Source organism: Pseudomonas sp. BRM28 (genome assembly GCF_002939405.1).
Classification (GTDB): domain Bacteria; phylum Pseudomonadota; class Gammaproteobacteria; order Pseudomonadales; family Pseudomonadaceae; genus Aquipseudomonas; species Aquipseudomonas palmensis.
This window is the reverse complement of record NZ_PEFV01000001.1, coordinates 2,500,754-2,516,614: the sequence shown is the minus strand read 5'-3', so window position 1 is coordinate 2,516,614 and position 15,861 is coordinate 2,500,754. Positions and strand designations below refer to the sequence as shown.

The 15,861-nt window shown below is 56.7% G+C and carries 15 protein-coding genes and 2 pseudogenes; 4 read left to right on the top strand and 13 right to left on the bottom strand.

Annotated features, from left to right (window positions below; genetic code table 11):
* Positions 1-60 precede the first annotated feature (60 nt).
* From CR917_RS12030 to CR917_RS12020, 3 genes are all read left to right on the top strand, one after another.
* Complete coding sequence (locus tag CR917_RS12030; RefSeq protein WP_104572328.1) at positions 61-483, top strand: NUDIX domain-containing protein; 423 nt, start codon at positions 61-63, stop codon at positions 481-483.
* A gap of 310 nt (positions 484-793) precedes the next feature.
* The gene (locus tag CR917_RS12025; protein ID WP_218278975.1) at positions 794-1,441 is read left to right on the top strand and encodes a hypothetical protein; all 648 of its coding nucleotides are present in this window, start codon (positions 794-796) and stop codon (positions 1,439-1,441) included.
* Entirely contained in the window at positions 1,434-2,018 is a 585-nt protein-coding gene (locus CR917_RS12020; protein ID WP_146095007.1) for a hypothetical protein, read from the top strand. The genes CR917_RS12025 and CR917_RS12020 overlap by 8 nt, the downstream gene beginning before the upstream one ends.
* A 102-nt stretch (positions 2,019-2,120) precedes the next feature.
* On the opposite strand, the gene CR917_RS12015 is transcribed toward CR917_RS12020, so the two are convergent.
* On the bottom strand, positions 2,121-3,347 hold the full coding sequence (locus CR917_RS12015; RefSeq protein WP_043859956.1) for an MFS transporter: 1,227 nt from the start codon (positions 3,345-3,347) through the stop codon (positions 2,121-2,123).
* 353 nt (positions 3,348-3,700) lie between these two features.
* Here CR917_RS12015 and CR917_RS12010 point away from each other — a divergent pair, with 353 nt between their 5' ends.
* Entirely contained in the window at positions 3,701-3,958 is a 258-nt protein-coding gene (locus CR917_RS12010) for a hypothetical protein (RefSeq protein ID WP_104573158.1), read from the top strand.
* Positions 3,959-4,049: 91 nt separating this feature from the next.
* Here CR917_RS12010 and CR917_RS12005 read toward each other — a convergent pair whose 3' ends face one another.
* The 12 genes and pseudogenes from CR917_RS12005 to CR917_RS27080 form a co-directional block, all read right to left on the bottom strand.
* Complete coding sequence (locus CR917_RS12005; RefSeq protein ID WP_218278974.1) at positions 4,050-5,384, bottom strand: di-heme oxidoredictase family protein; 1,335 nt, start codon at positions 5,382-5,384, stop codon at positions 4,050-4,052.
* Positions 5,381-6,682: an ABC transporter substrate-binding protein gene (locus tag CR917_RS12000; protein ID WP_104572326.1), complete on the bottom strand. Its 1,302-nt coding sequence runs from the start codon at positions 6,680-6,682 to the stop codon at positions 5,381-5,383. Before CR917_RS12000 ends, CR917_RS12005 begins: the two co-directional genes overlap by 4 nt.
* Entirely contained in the window at positions 6,669-8,711 is a 2,043-nt protein-coding gene (locus tag CR917_RS11995) for a TonB-dependent siderophore receptor (RefSeq protein WP_104572325.1), read from the bottom strand. The genes CR917_RS12000 and CR917_RS11995 overlap by 14 nt, the downstream gene beginning before the upstream one ends.
* Positions 8,712-9,032: 321 nt before the next feature.
* A complete protein-coding gene (locus CR917_RS11990; RefSeq protein WP_104572324.1) occupies positions 9,033-9,548 on the bottom strand; it encodes a hypothetical protein in 516 nt (171 codons plus the stop codon).
* A 40-nt stretch (positions 9,549-9,588) separates the two neighbouring features.
* Positions 9,589-9,788: pseudogene (locus CR917_RS28070) on the bottom strand (RHS repeat-associated core domain-containing protein); the annotation flags it as partial.
* A gap of 149 nt (positions 9,789-9,937) precedes the next feature.
* On the bottom strand, positions 9,938-10,555 hold the full coding sequence (locus CR917_RS27090) for a hypothetical protein (RefSeq protein ID WP_146095006.1): 618 nt from the start codon (positions 10,553-10,555) through the stop codon (positions 9,938-9,940).
* Between the two features lie 997 nt (positions 10,556-11,552).
* Entirely contained in the window at positions 11,553-11,981 is a 429-nt protein-coding gene (locus tag CR917_RS27085) for a DUF6756 family protein (protein WP_146095005.1), read from the bottom strand.
* A gap of 157 nt (positions 11,982-12,138) precedes the next feature.
* On the bottom strand, positions 12,139-12,360 hold the full coding sequence (locus tag CR917_RS11975; protein ID WP_063611984.1) for a hypothetical protein: 222 nt from the start codon (positions 12,358-12,360) through the stop codon (positions 12,139-12,141).
* 67 nt (positions 12,361-12,427) lie between these two features.
* Positions 12,428-12,931 carry a hypothetical protein gene (locus CR917_RS11970; protein WP_201023422.1) on the bottom strand — a complete coding sequence of 168 codons (504 nt, stop codon included), beginning with the start codon at positions 12,929-12,931 and terminating at the stop codon, positions 12,428-12,430.
* 557 nt (positions 12,932-13,488) lie between these two features.
* Positions 13,489-13,914 (bottom strand): hypothetical protein, encoded by a 426-nt coding sequence (locus CR917_RS11960; protein WP_058540068.1) that lies wholly within the window; start codon positions 13,912-13,914, stop codon positions 13,489-13,491.
* A gap of 5 nt (positions 13,915-13,919) precedes the next feature.
* Positions 13,920-15,125 (bottom strand): annotated as a pseudogene (locus CR917_RS11950) (RHS repeat domain-containing protein); the annotation flags it as partial.
* A gap of 97 nt (positions 15,126-15,222) precedes the next feature.
* Entirely contained in the window at positions 15,223-15,840 is a 618-nt protein-coding gene (locus CR917_RS27080; RefSeq protein ID WP_146095004.1) for a hypothetical protein, read from the bottom strand.
* Between the last annotated feature and the right edge of the window lie 21 nt (positions 15,841-15,861).

The window sequence follows — 15,861 nt, the reverse complement described above, 5'->3', positions numbered from 1 at the left end:
ACATCGTTCAGCTTTCGACGCGCTCAACACTCAACAGCAATGAGCCAAGGGGAGAACAACATGGCAGTGGATAAAGCTTGCCCGGTGGTGCTGCGCAGCCGTGAAACGTTGGAGGTTCTGGCGTTCGCGCATCCGTTGGCGGGCCTGCAGTTGGTCAAGGGAAGTGTGGAGCCAGGTGAGCCGAGTGAAGACGCTGCTGTACGAGAACTGTTCGAGGAAGCCGGAATTAATGGCACGGTGGGACGAAATCTTGGCGTGTGGCGCGCTGAGGTAACCGGGCATGTGTGGGCATTTCATGAGTGTCACGTCACCCACGAGCTTCCCGACACCTGGGTTCACTTTACCCAGGATGACGGAGGGCACGCGTTCAGGTTTTTCTGGCATCCACTCCATAGCGAGCCATCCGACGCATGGCACCCACTCTACAAGGATGCATTGAGCTTCCTTCGACTTGGCCTCACTGAAGCACCCGTGCCCGGCTAGGCGCCATGTCGGCTATTGGCCGAGCACAAACGGGCGGTAGACACGCTGATGGCAAAGTAAACAACGTCAACTACGCTGCTCGCAGTTGCCGCGTAATAGCCGGATCGAGTCCATCTTGTGGCGCCCTGCTACTTCAAACGTCGGCACCTTGGGAGGATTGATGAGTTGCTTACCCCGTCACGGCAGAGTCTCCTGCTCGCGTTGCCACACCGAGAGTGCGCCAGCATTCGATGTAGCCACTCGCACCGAGGGCGAGTGGCGTATTACGGCAAACCCGCTGGCATGGGGCAGTACTACGCCAGAGGTGGTTGTGCTGGGCTTCTCCAAGGGCCCCACTCAGGCGGGGGCACTTGCCAGCACACCTCACGACGACATCGCCTACAAGGGCAGTCGTCTCAATGTGGGCAAGATTCTGGCCCACGTGGGCCTTATCCCCGCCGCCCCGCCTGACAGGCTCAAGCAACAGGTGGACCGCCTTATTGCGGACAACGACGGGCGCTTTCATTTCGCATCGCTCATCCGTTGCACCGTAGAGCGCCACGACCGCAAGGCTGGTACCTGGAAAGGATCAGGCGGCGGGATGCTGGACAAGTTCATTGCCAGCCCGTTCGGCAAGTCGGTGGCCAGCAACTGTACAACGGCCTTTCTTCGCGACCTGCCGCAAGAGACCCGACTGATCGTGATGTTCGGCCTGGGCACGGGGATGAACTATGTCGCGTCTGCCTACGCGCTGTTGCGCCATGCCCGCCCCGGCGCATGGAAGATGATCAACGCCGTGGCCTACACAGACGGCAGAATCACCGTGGTGCATGTCGAGCACTTTGCGGCGCAAGGCGCCTTGATCCCCAACTGGCTTGGGGAAAGGAATCACCCGAGAAGCAGGCTTGGCCTGCTCTCGAAAGCGGCTGTTCAAGCATCAGGGGTCGGCAACTTCAGCGGGGGGAATGGGCATGGCTGATCAACCGGTGCTGGCGGGCAAAAACTTCCAGGCGATTCTGGCAAGCGCACCGCTGAACCAGGCGACGTTCCTTTGCCAGGGTTCGAGCAGCATGCTGTTCGAGCACGGTACCAGGCTCTATCGCCTCACGCTCGAAGGTTGCGGCCACAATTTTCTTGCCCGGCAGTGGGCCCAGGGCAACCGTAATGTCGTCGAGGTCATTCACGACTATGGCGCCGTGGGGCCCTCTGACGCTTCATTCAGGGGAAGCGAAAACGAGTTCTACTGGCTGGCCGAAGTGGAAAGGTTGATAAGCGTGGATGAGGCCAGCGAGCCGTTGCTTGCCAGCCTGCTGTCGGGGTTGCTCGACGACAATGATGATCTGCCGGCCAACGCCGTGCTTGCTGAACAGTGCCTGGCTTTGGCCGGTGAGCATCCCGCGCTGGCGGGGGTGTTGATCACACTCGCCAGGGCGGCGGAATTTGCGCAGCGCCATGAATGTGACGTGGATGCCAAGCTCGACAACCTGATGCGCCGCCCCGCTACCGGGGAGCTGGTGTGGACTGACCCGCTGGGCGGGTGTTTCTATGCGCCGTAGATCAGCAATGAAGTGCTGATTTGGGTGCTATCGAATCTCAGCGATCTGCAAGGCCGCACACGCGGCCCCATCAAGATTGACGTCAGCCCATGCGCCGGGCTGCTAGCAAGGCTGAACCGCCATTCGGTTACTTACCTTGCGCCCCAGCACCAGCACCGTGACAAAACCGCAGCCCACCAGTGCCGTGGCCAGGCTCAGCAGCACCGAGCTGCCCATCTGGTCGACGATGCGCCCGCCAAAGAACGACCCCAGCGCAATGATCACCTGAAACAAAGCCACGAACAGCGGCATGCCACGCTCGACATCCTTGGGCGCCACCACGAACATCCAGATGCTGGCGCAGGCCGGAAAGGCACCGAAGGCAAAGCCCCACAGCGCGATCAGCATCACCGCACCGGTCATGCCGGTGGCGAAGTAAGGGAACAGCGCCGTGCTGACGGCAATCATCAGCGCCACCAGCATCAGCGTGTAACGCACGCTGCGGTTGGCGGCAAACCCGGCGAAGACATTCCCCAGCACCCCGGCCACGCCATACAGCAACAGCAGCGAGCCAATGGTCGGCCCATCGAAGCCGGCGCTTTGCTTGAAAAACGGTGCCACGTAGGTGTACGCGGCAAAGTGCGCCAGGCCGATCAGCAACACCGCAATCAGGCCGACCCGGGCTTGCGGATTGATGAACAGTGCCGGCAGGTCACTGATGCGAATGGCCTTGTCGGGGTTGAGCCGCGGCAGCAGGAACACCTGGGCCAGCAGCACCGGTACACCCACCAGCGCGGTCACCAGGAAGGTCATGCGCCAGCCCATCAGGCCGCTGAGCCAGGTGCCGACGGGCACGCCCAGCACGGTGGCCAGGGTCACACCCACCATGATGATCGAGGTGGCCTGGGCTACCCCAACACCCTTGGGGGCCAGGCGGCCGCTGAGGGCGATGGCCGTGGCCCAGAACCCGCCGATGCTCACCCCCAGCAGCACACGGCCGAACAGCAGCAGGCTGAAGTCGGTGGCGTAGGCCACCACCGCATTGGCGATGATCATGATCAGGGTCAGGCCGATCAGCAGGTAGCGCCGGTCCATCGCGCCGATGCCCACCGACAGCAAGGGCGCAGCGAGTGCGGCCATGATGCCGGGCAGCGTCACCATCAGGCCGGCATGACCGGCACTGATGCCCAGGTCGCTGGCGACATCGTTGAGTACGCCCACCGGCAGAAACTCGCTGGTCACCAGGGCAAAGGCGCCCACCGCGACCGAGAGAATCGCCAGCCACTGCTGTTTGACGCTCTGTTGATTGTGTTCGGGAAGGCCGCTAGGGGCCTGGCTTGCGCTTGGCATGGTGCTGGGTTCCATGGGGGAAATGACGCCTTGAGCAGGCGCGGGAAGCGGGGAAAAATCGAACGCGATTATACAAGCGGGTTTTGCCGCGCCGACAGGCGGGCCCTTTGATAGTAATCATCAGCGCTATCGATGAAAGGCCCGTAGTAGAGCAACTGCTGCAGGCCCATGCAAGCTTGGCCCAGCTTGCCGGGCATGCCAAGCCCCGGTACCTGACGCAACATCCGCCAAGGCCCTGCCCAGCGCCTCAAATAATTTGAACCGCCTCTGGGCGAACTCGCCTAATGATCAGCATGTGGATGATCCCACAGGCAACGTGCCAATACCGGCAAGCGCTATCAGAGGTGGTCAACGTGGCTAAGGACGAGAAGAAAAGCAAAGACGGGTCTTCAAAAGCCAGCAAGGATTTGAAAGACAAGAAGTCATCATCGGCAAAGAAATCAGCTGCGGCATCGGCTCTTTCCAAAGCCTCTGAAAAGAAAGACAAGAAAGACAAGAAAGACAAGAAAAAAGATGCCGAACCCAAGAAATCTGCAAAAAAATCGGACAGCAAGCCCGAGAAGGCCAAGAAGTCGGACAAGGCAGATAAACCTGCGAAAAAGAAAAAGTGACGGTTGCGATTGGCCAGGGCTTCATGCCCTGGCCTTCTCACGCTGAATCGCGCTCCCGTCACTGAGAGATGATCGCCTTGGGTCCAGCGCCCTACAGCGACTCAAGAAACGCCCGAATCGCCGCCCGTTCCTTCGCCCCCAGCGTTACATAGCGCTGCCGGGCCACTTGCGCTTCACCGCCATGCCACACGATGGCTTCCTCCAGCGTGCGCGCTCGGCCGTCGTGCAGGTAGCCACTGCCGGGGTTGATCCGCTCACCCAGCCCAAGCCCCCACAGCGCAGGGGTGCGCCACTCGCGGCCGTTGGCGAGAAAGTCCTCACGGCCATCGGCCAACCCCTCGCCCATGTCGTGCAACAACAAATCGGTGTACGGCGCGATCCGTTGCTGGCTCAGCGCCGGGTACAGCGGGTGTGTGCCCGTGACCAGTTCGGGCCGGTGACAGGCCGTGCAGCCAATCGCGGCAAACAGTTTTTCACCCTGCACAACCGCAGGCTCGGTCTGCTGCCGGCGCGCAGGCACGGCCAGGTGGGCGAGGTAGAAATGCAGGTCACCAAGCTGCATCGCGTCCAGCTCCGGCTCGCCGCCGTGGGGCGCCTGCGCACAGGCCTGTTGGGCAGGGGTGCAGTTCTGCTCAGGAGCCAGCGTGGAGGTGATGCCCAGGTCGCCCAGCATGGCGTGGGCGATCTGTTGGCGCAGGTCGGGCTGGTTGGCCTTGAGGCCAAAGCGGCCCGCCTCGGCACGCTGTCGCTCCACACTCCATACCTGATTGACGCGCCCGGTCACGCCGTCGGGCTTGGCTTCAGCCGCCATGGCCTGCAGCGTGCTGGCCTCGATGGCCTCCAGCAAACCGAGGCCGAATACCGGCGAGCCCACCCGCGCCGAGGTCAACACCCCGTCCAGTGGCCCATAGGCCAGCTCGCGCAGTTCGACACGCGGCATGCGCAGCATCACGGTTTCGCCATCGCCCAGCTGCACCGCGTGCTCCTGCCAGTACACATGGGCTCGCCCTTCCCCCGGCACGCCGGGCACACCTTGGTCGTTGAGCTGGTCGCCATACACAGGATGAGGCTTCGGCCCGCCGTGGGCATCGCGGCCCGGCACGGACAGGCGCAGCAACAGGCTGCGCATCGCCTCCCCCTGCTGCGGCGCCTGGCCACGACCGTTCTTGGGGTGGCAGGCGATGCACGACACCCGGTTGTACAACGGCCCGAGCCCATCCACCGCTTCGTCGCGAGACGGCGCGACCACCCACGCCTGCCGGAACAGGCTGCGCCCGCGAAAGAAGCGCTCCAGCTGGCCTTCGTCCAGCCCGGCGAAGGGCTGGGCGTAGGCCTCACGGTTGACTGCGGTGTGGGTGACATCGGCGCTGGCGAGCGCGCTCACCAGCAAACCGATCGACAGCCCGGCGATGCGCACAACGGTCACTGACCCAGCCCCTCCAGCAACCGCGCCGCCTCTGCCCGCTGCAGCGCGGCCTGGAACTGCCAGGTGATCTCGGTGCGGCCCAGTGCATCCTGGTCGGTTGCCGGCTCGTGGGCCATGCCCTTGTCCTGACGTGCCGCGAACAGGCCCAGCAACGGCTTGGCCTCGGCTTGCCCGGCAGTCAGTGGCGGCGCGGTCAACAGCTGACGTATGGCGGCTACGTCATGCCCCGCCGCTTCGGCCGCGTGCAGCCGCGTCCAGAGTTCGTTCAGCGCCTCGTGGGGCAGGCCCAGCCATTGGGTGAACAGCGAACTGATCAGCGCCAGGCGTTCGCGCGAGCTGCCGTTGCCGTAGTCATAGGCGCCGTGCCCTGCGGCAACGAACGGGTCGTGGTACTGCGCGGGCAGCTGCGCATACACGCTCGGGCGCACCGGCAGCTTGCGAATGTCGGCATCGGCCAGCAGCGCCTGCCCGGCGTCGGACAACACGTACCGTGCGAACGCCCGGGCACCGGCCGGCGCCTGGGTGCTTGCGGTAATGGCGATGAATGCCGGGTTGAGCCCACCGTGGGCCGGGTACACGAAGTCCACCGGCTCGCCGTTGGCCTTGGCCGAAGCGACGAAGAAGTCGATCGACAAGCCAACCGCTGCCCGCCCGCTGGTGACCTCGTCACTCACCAGCGTACCGCCGCGCGTGACCAGCCGCGCCTGCCCGGCCAGTTCGCTCCACAGGGCCCAGCCGCGCTCCCAGCCATAGGCGCGCAGCACGATATCCAGCAGCACCGGGGCAAACCCGACCCGGCCCGGGTCGGGCAGCGCCACCCGCCCGCGCAAGCGAGCGTCGAGCAGGTCGGGCCAGTCCTTGGGCGTGGGCACGCCCAGCTCGGCCAGCGACGCGGTGTTGATGGCAAAGCCGTAACCTGCCAGCTCGGTCGCCTGGTACAGGTTTTTTTGATCACGCAACGCCAGGCCGCCGATCTGCGCCGGCAGGCCCTCCAGGCTGATACCCAGCGGCTGCCAACTGCCCGCCTTCGCCAGCCGGGTGAAGTTGCCCGGCGACGGCGCCCAGTACACATCCACCCCGCCCTGTCTGGCTTGCAGCAGGTAGGGCAAGGCATCGAAGCCCTGGCGCCAGAGGACCTGCAGGCGATACTCCGGGTGGGCCTGGGCAAAGCCATCCTCCACCCGCGTCATCACCTCCTCGGGGTAGCTGGTCATCACCACCACGCTTTGCGGGGCCGCGCTCAGCAGGCCGCTGAACGCCAGCAGCAGGCCCGCCAGCCAGCAGTTACAGCGGCACATTGAATTGCACGAAGTATTGGCGGCCCATTTCCGGGTAGCCCTCGCTGTACTCGTACAGGCGGTCGAACAGGTTGCGCACGCCGCCCTCGATCAGCACGTCGTTGCTGAAGCGGTAGCCGGTCTTGAGGTTGTACACCGCGTAGCCCGGTGCCATCTGGGTGGCGTCGGAGGTGTTGTAGCGACGCGAGGCCGCCTCCACGCTGGCGGTGTGCTTCCAGGCGTCGAGGTTCCACGAGGCCGAGCCGAACAGGCTGTGGCGCGGGGTGTCGGTGGGGTGCAGGTCGCGGTCGCTGCGGTTCTCGCGGTCGAGGAAGGTGTAGTTGGCTGCCAGCTCCCACTCGCCCAGGTCGCCGTTGATGCCCAGCTCCACCCCCTGGTTGCGCGCCTTGGCGATGTTCTGGAACTGGCCGCAGGGCGCGGCGCAGTTGTCCTGCGCGGGCACGGTGACCTTCTGGATGGAGTCTTCGATATTGGCCACGAACAGCGCCGCGTCCAGCTGCCATTGCGGGGCAACCTGGCCGCTGTAGCCGAACTCGTAGTGCGTGGCGCGTTCGGACTTCAGGTCCGGACTGGGGATGACCGTACCGAAGCGGGTCGAGTAGCGGTCCTTGATGGTCGCAAAGCGGCTTTTGCGCGCCACGGTGAGGCGCAGTTGGCCGTTGTCATCGGTGCCCAGCAGCGGGTTGGTGTTGGCGAACAGGCCGAGCTGCGCGTTGACCGCGTCGTTGCTGCCGGTGGGTTCGTCGTACAGCACGGCCTGCTTGGGCGAGCTGGCGGTGGTGCCGTAGTTTTCGGCATCCAGGCTCTTGCGGTAGTTGTAGGAAACGCCGCCCACCACGCTGAAAATCTCGTTCAGGCGCAGGGTATCTTCCAGGGCAATCGACTGGGTCTGGTCGCGAAAGTGGGTTTGCGGGCTGTCGCCATCGCGGGAGCGGTGCACGTCATCCTTGAAGTGGTAGGCGATGCCCAGGCGGTTGTTCTCGGTCAGGGCCAGGTCGCCTTCCACCGAGAAGCCGGTGCTCTCGTCGTCGTACTTGCTCGGGAAGCCCTTCTGCAGGTTACCCACCACGCCGTTGCGGTAGGCGAAGCTTTCCAGCGAGTTCTTGAAGGTGTCGTGGTACACGCGGGTTTTCAGAAAGTGCTCGCCAATGCCGGTTTTGGTGGCGATGAACACGCTGGTGTTGTCCGAGCGCGGCCACTCCCACCAGCGTGCGCGCTGGCCGGTCGGCGGCAGCTTGCCGGCATAGGTGGGCTGGCCCTTGCTGCCCTCCTGCTGAACGTAGCCGAGCACGTATTCATCGGTTTCGTTGGGGGTGAAGCCCAGCTTGAAGCTGAACTTGGTGTCGCGGTGGTCGCTGTTCTCGCGCCGGCCGGTGCCTTGCTGGTTGTTGGTGGGTTTGAAGTCGTCGGGCAGCAGGGTGTAGTCGTAATCCACATACGACACCCCGCCCTGCATCCACCACGCGCCCTGGTTGGAACCCACGTTGGCGTAGGTGCGGTAGGCGTTCACGTTGCCGTGATCGGTCAGCTCAAGCCCCCCGCCCACTTCGCCTTCGAATTCCTGCACCGGGCGCCGGGTAACCAGGTTGATCGCCCCGCCCAGGGTGTTGGGGCCGTACAGCAGCGAGGCAAAGCCCTTGTCCACCTGAATGCGCGACAGGTCGTAGGTGGTGAAGCGGCCCAGGTCGATGTTGCCGTCGTAGGGCACGTAGGTGGGGATGCCGTCGATATACACCGGCACCTGCAGACGATCGAAGCCGCGCACGAACACCACCTGCTCGGCGCGACCGCCGATATAGCCCAGGTTGACGCCGGGGGCCAGGGTGAGCGCGCTGGCGACGGTTTCGCGGTCGTGCAGGCGGATGTCCTTCAGGTCGATGACCGAGCCGCCGGTGGACAGGGCTTCGTCCTGGGGCGCGGAGATCTGGATTTCGCCGAGGGTGAAGGTGTTTTTCTGCTCCGCGAGGGCGGATTCAGCGCCCAGGGCTGCGACGGCAACCATCAGGGCGTGCGGTGTTAGCGGCTTCATTGCTGCTCCTGTGTCGGCCTTGACGTAGGCGGCGCCCGGGCGACGTTGTGTATTATTTTATATAGCGACCGACGGTTTTTCTGGTCACGACCTCCCCAGGAGGTGATCAGCCGGTGGTTGCTTTAGGGGGGAAAGCGGGATGGCGCAGGGCCAAACGGCAGGAATGCTAGCGTTGTTCACAGGACGTTACAACGCTGTACACAAAAATATATAGCGAATTGACCAACCCAGAAGCGGGGCTTCTAGCGGCTTTGCGCTCGACGGCAAGGTGTCAGCGGAGTGCCGGCAAGCGCATCGAACCCCCTACCCCTCAGGCACGCGCTACATCGTCTGTCGAGGGATGGCATAAATACGTACAAGTTCCTCGTTGCAGGCGTGGTCAAAGAACCTGCTCTCTAGAAAAACTAAGCTCTCAACGAAGCCGCAGGTCGTGAACAGCTGCTTGACCTTGGCCATTTCCATTGAGTCCGTTTCAGGTTGATTCTTGATAAGCGTTTGGCGAAGTGCGCCGGCTGCGGTACTTGGGTATATGAAGAGTCGGGGCACCAACGTGGAGCCACCGCTGGCATCGAAGCGTGTGAATGTGATGGCGGTCAGCTCTAACTGCCTTTGATTGCTGCGGGCGAGTGCACGTACGGTATTCAATACGAAAACAGCAAGCCCCAACAGAAAATCCGAGATGTCTTTTTTCTCGAGTTTTCTCTGTAATTTTTTTAATATGCTCTCCCGTGAAATGATGGGGAACTCTTCAAAATCGTCGAACGCGCCCGTCAGGCAACGCAGATCATTGTAGGCTTCTTTTTTTATTATCTTTGCGTACAACCCGTGTAACTTCATCTATTTGAATCTCAGCATATGTATTTTTAATGTAAAACACCGGGGCGCGGCATTGCATATTCAATCCACGCGAACAACTAATCGGGCTCTGCCCACTAAATCGCCTTACCACGGATCATAGTACCGATACCGGTTGTAATGCAGCCTGGTCTCACGGTTGTGATACTGCCCCTGAAACCGTAGCGGGTTACCCAGTCCTACCTGCTTCGCCCAAGCCGACCACTCCTCATGCACCTCACCAGCGTGCTCGCCGCATTGACCGCCTGGATCAGCTTGCTATTGCCGGCATAGGCAAAGCGCTCGGTCTGCGGCTGGACACCCAGGCTGGCGGTACGTCCGGCCAGCCGTCCCATGGGGTCAAAACGTAGTTCATCACAACGATGGCCGCCCTACCAACAGGGCATTTCTCGCATATTTTCGATGAACACTAGGCGCCCTTCATCGCCTACTAAGTTTTCTAACTTAGTCAAGAAACCATCCATGTCTTGGGAGATCAAATAAAATGCCCCCCAGCCATGCTCTTGCGCACATTGAGAAATCCCAAAATATGCGCAAGAAGATAGCAGACTTTCATACAATGGTTCTTCAATCCAGCTGTCATCTTGCAGGAAGTGTGACAACTCAGAAGGCTTTGGCTTTTCAGTGTGCCTATAGCGGGAAAGAATGCTGTATTTTTTCATGGCTAGCACATGGCGCTCATGCGAGGCAACTAAACTGCTAAATGCGCCACCTTTATCTTTGAAGAAAAAATTCGGCATGCCTCCCTTGGGGAATACTCCTGGATGATCAACACTGCCTGAGCCGCGTAAGCAGTAACACTCTCCTAACAATTCATCTAAAATACTTTCAGCTACCTGATTCACATCGAACCCCAGCTTACCATTCGGATCACGCGCCATTACAGCAGAAAGCTCATCATTACCATTTGCCGGTAGTGAAGATATACGCTCATTGGCGTATTTTTTTAGATACTTAAATTCCGATCTGCAAATCAAAACTTCGAACATCCCAGCTACCCCGGATAAGTAAATACTATGACTTCGCCTTTCTTGTTTTTCGCGTGCACATGCGGCCCGTCGTGATGAGCAGGAAATCCTTCGCCTACCATATGAGGGTGCCCGTCTGGGTGATCAAAAACTAGCGGCTTAGCGCCTTCTTCCTTCCGTCCTAGCGTACTTCCTCTAGCGCACAGACATGCGTAATTTTTCCCCCTGCTTTCAGAATTAAGCTCGGCAACTAGAATATCCTGCCTATCGAGGCAAACATAAAATTGACCTGAAAACTCATGCGCCTTGTAGATTTAACACAAATAGTCGATGCCCGTCACGGCATGATCATTATTAGCGAGCGCGAATGGTTCATGTCCTGCTCAAGTTCACTTCATCCCTGCTGGTTATTCAGCTACGGCCCTCATTGAAATTTCACCTTCGACATGCTCCACCCGACTAGCCCTATTTCTGTTTATTTATCCACTCAGACATCTTCTCATGAATTCTACGAAGAATATCTGTGCTGCCAAAAATACAAAAACTTTGTGAGTTGTCGGATTTTCTATCCAGCAATGTAGTTTCGACTATCTCGCTTGCAGTGCCTTTAACCAGAAATGTTTTTTTGCTGTCTCCCTGAACGCCGCATGGGCATGCTTTGTCTATAAATTTTTCGGCTCGTTTGAATGTGTCCTCCCTAACTTTGAGATGCCTCTTTGCTTAGCTTGTCTTTCAATTCTGTGATTTTCAACTTTGCGCCCTCTGCTGTGAGTGGATTTTCTTTGTTCCAACTCACCGACTCTTCAAGGTTTTTCCTTGTGCTTGAATACGTCCCCTGTGTGCGGCCAAGCCTAAAGGATCAATCCATCCGACTGGGCTAACGACGTAACTATAGAGGTTCAGGCCGCCGTAATAGCTAATATCCAGAATGTGCCGCTTTGAGTATTTTTCTCGTTACGACCTCATTAAATAGATCGAAATTTCCTAAGCTCAACCACTAAATATAAATACACCTCAACTATAAACTCCCCCCTCTACAAACCAAGATCTCACCATGATCATTCTCAGCCAACATCCAAGAAATATTTTCATCGACCACGTAATACTCAAAAAAACGACAACTTTCAATAATGCCCTGAACTTTATTCAATGGAATAAAAAATACAAATTTTTCCTTGTTATCATCATCCACCACAAACCAAACTTTATCATTACCCGCGGGAAATATTTCAAGCAAGTTTTGATAGCCAGAATTGTCCGGAAAGCTATACACTTCCGGCTTACTGACCAGTGATAACCACCAAGCCCTAGGGGTTCCTGAGATGAATCTCTTTTCAATCAAAGAAGTAACTCTTTCTTTATCTTCGATTTCGTTAGGACTCAGCCCCTCTGAAACCAATGCAGCAGACAACTCTGACCTCAAATTTATTTCTTCACTCTCACACATAACTTTACCTACTTCTTATCAGGCCGGTGAGGATGTAGCTCCAGCCGGACAACATATTTTGCAAATCCTCAAAAGTGCTGTATTGCAGCGCACTCAAAACACCAGATGCTGTATGCATGCACTTTTAACAGAGTCTAGTCGCCCCCCAATAAACGCCTTAGCCCAACCAATCAACAACCCAACCCGACTCTGCAAAGTACTTTATCAAACTCTCTTTCGACTCAATCCAGTCATCAAACCCCACGCTGAAATCATATTTATTTGAGGTTAATACATAATAACCGTCCGTATCACCCAAATCAAAAATCACCTTAACATACAACCCCGCATCGTGACCGCTGACAACTTTACCGACTACGCCTAGAGGTGGCATCTTCATCATCACTCGCAAGTAAGTAACTTGCCCTCATTACACATAACGGGCGAGCAGAATCATCCCTGCCTGCCTAGTGCGGTTTTAGACTGAAATCTACTTGAGGCTCGTTATTTTCTTCGGATGAAAGCCCTATGGTAACGAATATCTCCCCCGTATCTTCATCCAATATATATCGTGCCAAGGCATGCTCCGCGCCAAATTCTTTCAAAATCTTAGAGTTCCAGCTTTCAGATACTATTACAGCAACCTCCATGGCCTGATCAAACGAAAGCTTGTCGAATACGCCCGTTATCTCTAGCAGGTTCACCCAGAACTGAGTTTTACCAGGCGTGCTTTTCACATCTAAATGTTGTTGGTATAGCTCGGCATCAAACAACTCAACAACAAAAACCTTGCCATCTAGCATTTTGAACGCCGGCCATATAAGTCTAGCGAACCAAAGAATAAAATCGCCTGCAAGCTCGTGCGACTTATAAATTGAACACAAATAATCAACGCCCGTCACAACATGATCATTATTCGCTAACGCAAATGATTTATAATCATATGATTTGAAATGGTTTGACTCATTCACCTTTTGGAACCTCATGTGGGAGAGGTGCTAATACACGCCCCTGGTGGATAAGAACCCTACCATCTGGCGTGGACTCTTTTTTGCTTATTTAATATTCGGCCTAGGAATATTTCCGTGGTCTTTTCCCGACACACGGTACTGCTTCCACGTACCATCCCCATAGTGTGTCGTTTACTGGCCATCAGTCCGCAACTTGACTAACTCTATGATCAACATCAGGGCATAACTATCTCAACGTTGCACGCGGTGTTTTTTTCGTTTACTGCAACCGCCCGACTAACTATTGGATGCTCGTTGCGCTACAACTTGATTAGCACCTCTCTCCCGACGTCTTCATTGCAATGCCATGTCTCGTATTGCAATGTTTACTGGCGGAGAAAAAACCCAATAACATCATGAGAAATTGTATTGCTTTGCGTGATGTACTTGTCATGATTTATCCTTTCGGCCCTTTGTGCTTCTCCTTCATTACATCGCCATATTCATTGAGGATTGCTCACCTGGCGGCTGCATTTCTTTTAGAAAATGCCAACTCCTAATGGAAACTTCCACACGCTCTATTTAGTATTGATTGAAGATTTGATTTTTTTCCTAGAAGCCTCCATATCATCAAAAACCGAGTCGACAATAGAAATTCCTTCTTCAGCAAGGAACCTATCGACTTCACGATCAATAACCCCTAAAAAAACACGATAACTAGCTTCGGCAAAAAAACGCCCCTGATAAAAAACAGAAAGCACTTCTCCTTTAATCTTAAATAATAACGCAAAAGATGAATCAACTCCGATAAATTCAAAAGACCTTGTGTTTTTCAATTCCACCAAGCCATCAATTAAGGAAGTAATTGACAAATATATCATCATCCGAAGTCTTGAATCTTCCTTGGAGTCTATACCTTGATCGCCAGAGGAAAGCCTCATATCCCCCATGTCAAATCCTTCTGGCTCACCGTCCTCCTCGGATCTCGAAATGTAGAACTCCATAACTATTAGCCTCCTCTAACAGGGGAAACCGTAATTGTCCTATTTCCATTATGAGAGTCGAATACACCACGAACCCGGTCGGTGCGACCATTTATTTTTATGCGCTTCTCATAGATTTGCATTCTGCTACTAGGATCAGAAACTCCGTTACCCTTTTTCACAAGACACTCACATGCCGTCTGAATTTGTTCTTGCGTTGTCCCCTCAGGAAACAGGTCGCCATGGCCCCCTGGATGGGTGCCACTCACATGCCGCTCATCAATATGTTGCCAGCCTTCTTTTCGATTGCCAGGATCAATACGAGGTTTAGCTTTTTTTCGCCCCGCCAAACCCAATGGATCAACGCAATCCGTCGGATTTAGTGCGTATTGGTACAGGTTCAACCCACCCGAATAACTAATCGGGTCCTTGCTAACAAACCGTCCAATCCCAGGATCATAGTACCGATACCGGTTGTAATGCAGCCCAGTCTCCCGGTCGTGATACTGGCCCTGAAACCGTAGCGGGTTACTCAGCCCTACCTGCCTTGCCCAGCCCGACCGCTCCTCATGCACCTCCCCCACGCCTTGTACTGCCCCGCCCACGCCACCTCACCCTTGTGGTCGGTCAGCTCCATCGGCGTGCCGAGGTGATCGCACTGGTACCACGCAATCGCATCAAACGCCTGCGGCTGCATGTGCGTGTGCCACAACGGGTCCTGGTCGAAGTCGTAACTGCGCTGGCTCCAGTCCGGCTGCTTGTGCAGCCGCACCGGCCCCCTGCGCAGGGCTTGGGCCACCGGCACAAAGCTGCCCGGCTCATACAGGTAATGCACCGTGCGGCCCGTATCGCCTTCATCACGCGGCGGGGAGCTTTCCCACGCCAGTGTGTAGCCGTCCCAGCCAAACAGCGTGAAGCCACAGTCCAGCTCACGCTGGCGCTTGGCCCGTTCAAGCTGATTCCAGCCCGTGCCGGCCTGCGGCTTGTTCGAATAATGCGCAACCGAGTGTTTGTGCAATCGCCGCCAGAGGGCGTCATAGCTGTACTCGACCTTGAGCTTGTCGTCACTGTGGCTATCGTGGATATCGGTCAGTTGCCCGGCAGCATCGGGCTAACCGTCCGGCCGGGTTCCAGGCCTGGGTCTGCATCAGCCTGTTGCCCTGATGGCGCACCACTTCACGGTGCAGGTCATCGCACTCGTAGCTGAGTATTTCGTGATGGTCGAGCTTCATGACCGTGCGATCGTAGGCAAGCTCTCGGACTGCGACTAATCAGTCAGGTGAGTCGTACGTTCGGCCAGCCACGCAGGTCAATATTGCGTTGACCGCACTACCAACAAGGCATATCCCGCATATTTTCGATAAACACTAGACGCCCATGATCACCCACCAAGCGTTCTAATCTGTTAAGAAAATAATCTATATCATGGGAAATCAAATCAAACGCCCCCCACCCGTGCTCTTCCGAGTGCTGTAAAATCCCAAAGTACTCGCACGAAGACAGCAAGTGTTTATATAGTTCATTTTCGAGGCGACCACCATCCCTCATAAACTCAGCCAGCATGGAAGGCAGAGGCACTTCAATATGCTTATGCCGGGAAATGATATTATATTTTTTTAAACTCAATACATAACGCTCATGCTCCACCAACAAACCATTGAACGCACCACCTTTATCTTTGAAAAAATAATCTGGCATTCCACCCTCACGCCGTTCTCCTGGGTGGAAAATAGTGTCAGGAGCATCAAGGCAATAGCACTCGCAAAGTAACGCTTTCAGGATACTTCGCGCCGCTGGACTAACGTTAAACCCCAACAACCCATTTGTACCACGAGCCATAACAGCAGCAAACTCATCCTCATCACTCGCTGGCAAAGAAGATATAAGATCACTGCCTCCTTTCTTGAAATATTTGAATTTCGACCTGTGAACCAAGATATCCAACATTTTCCCAATCACCCTGGATAA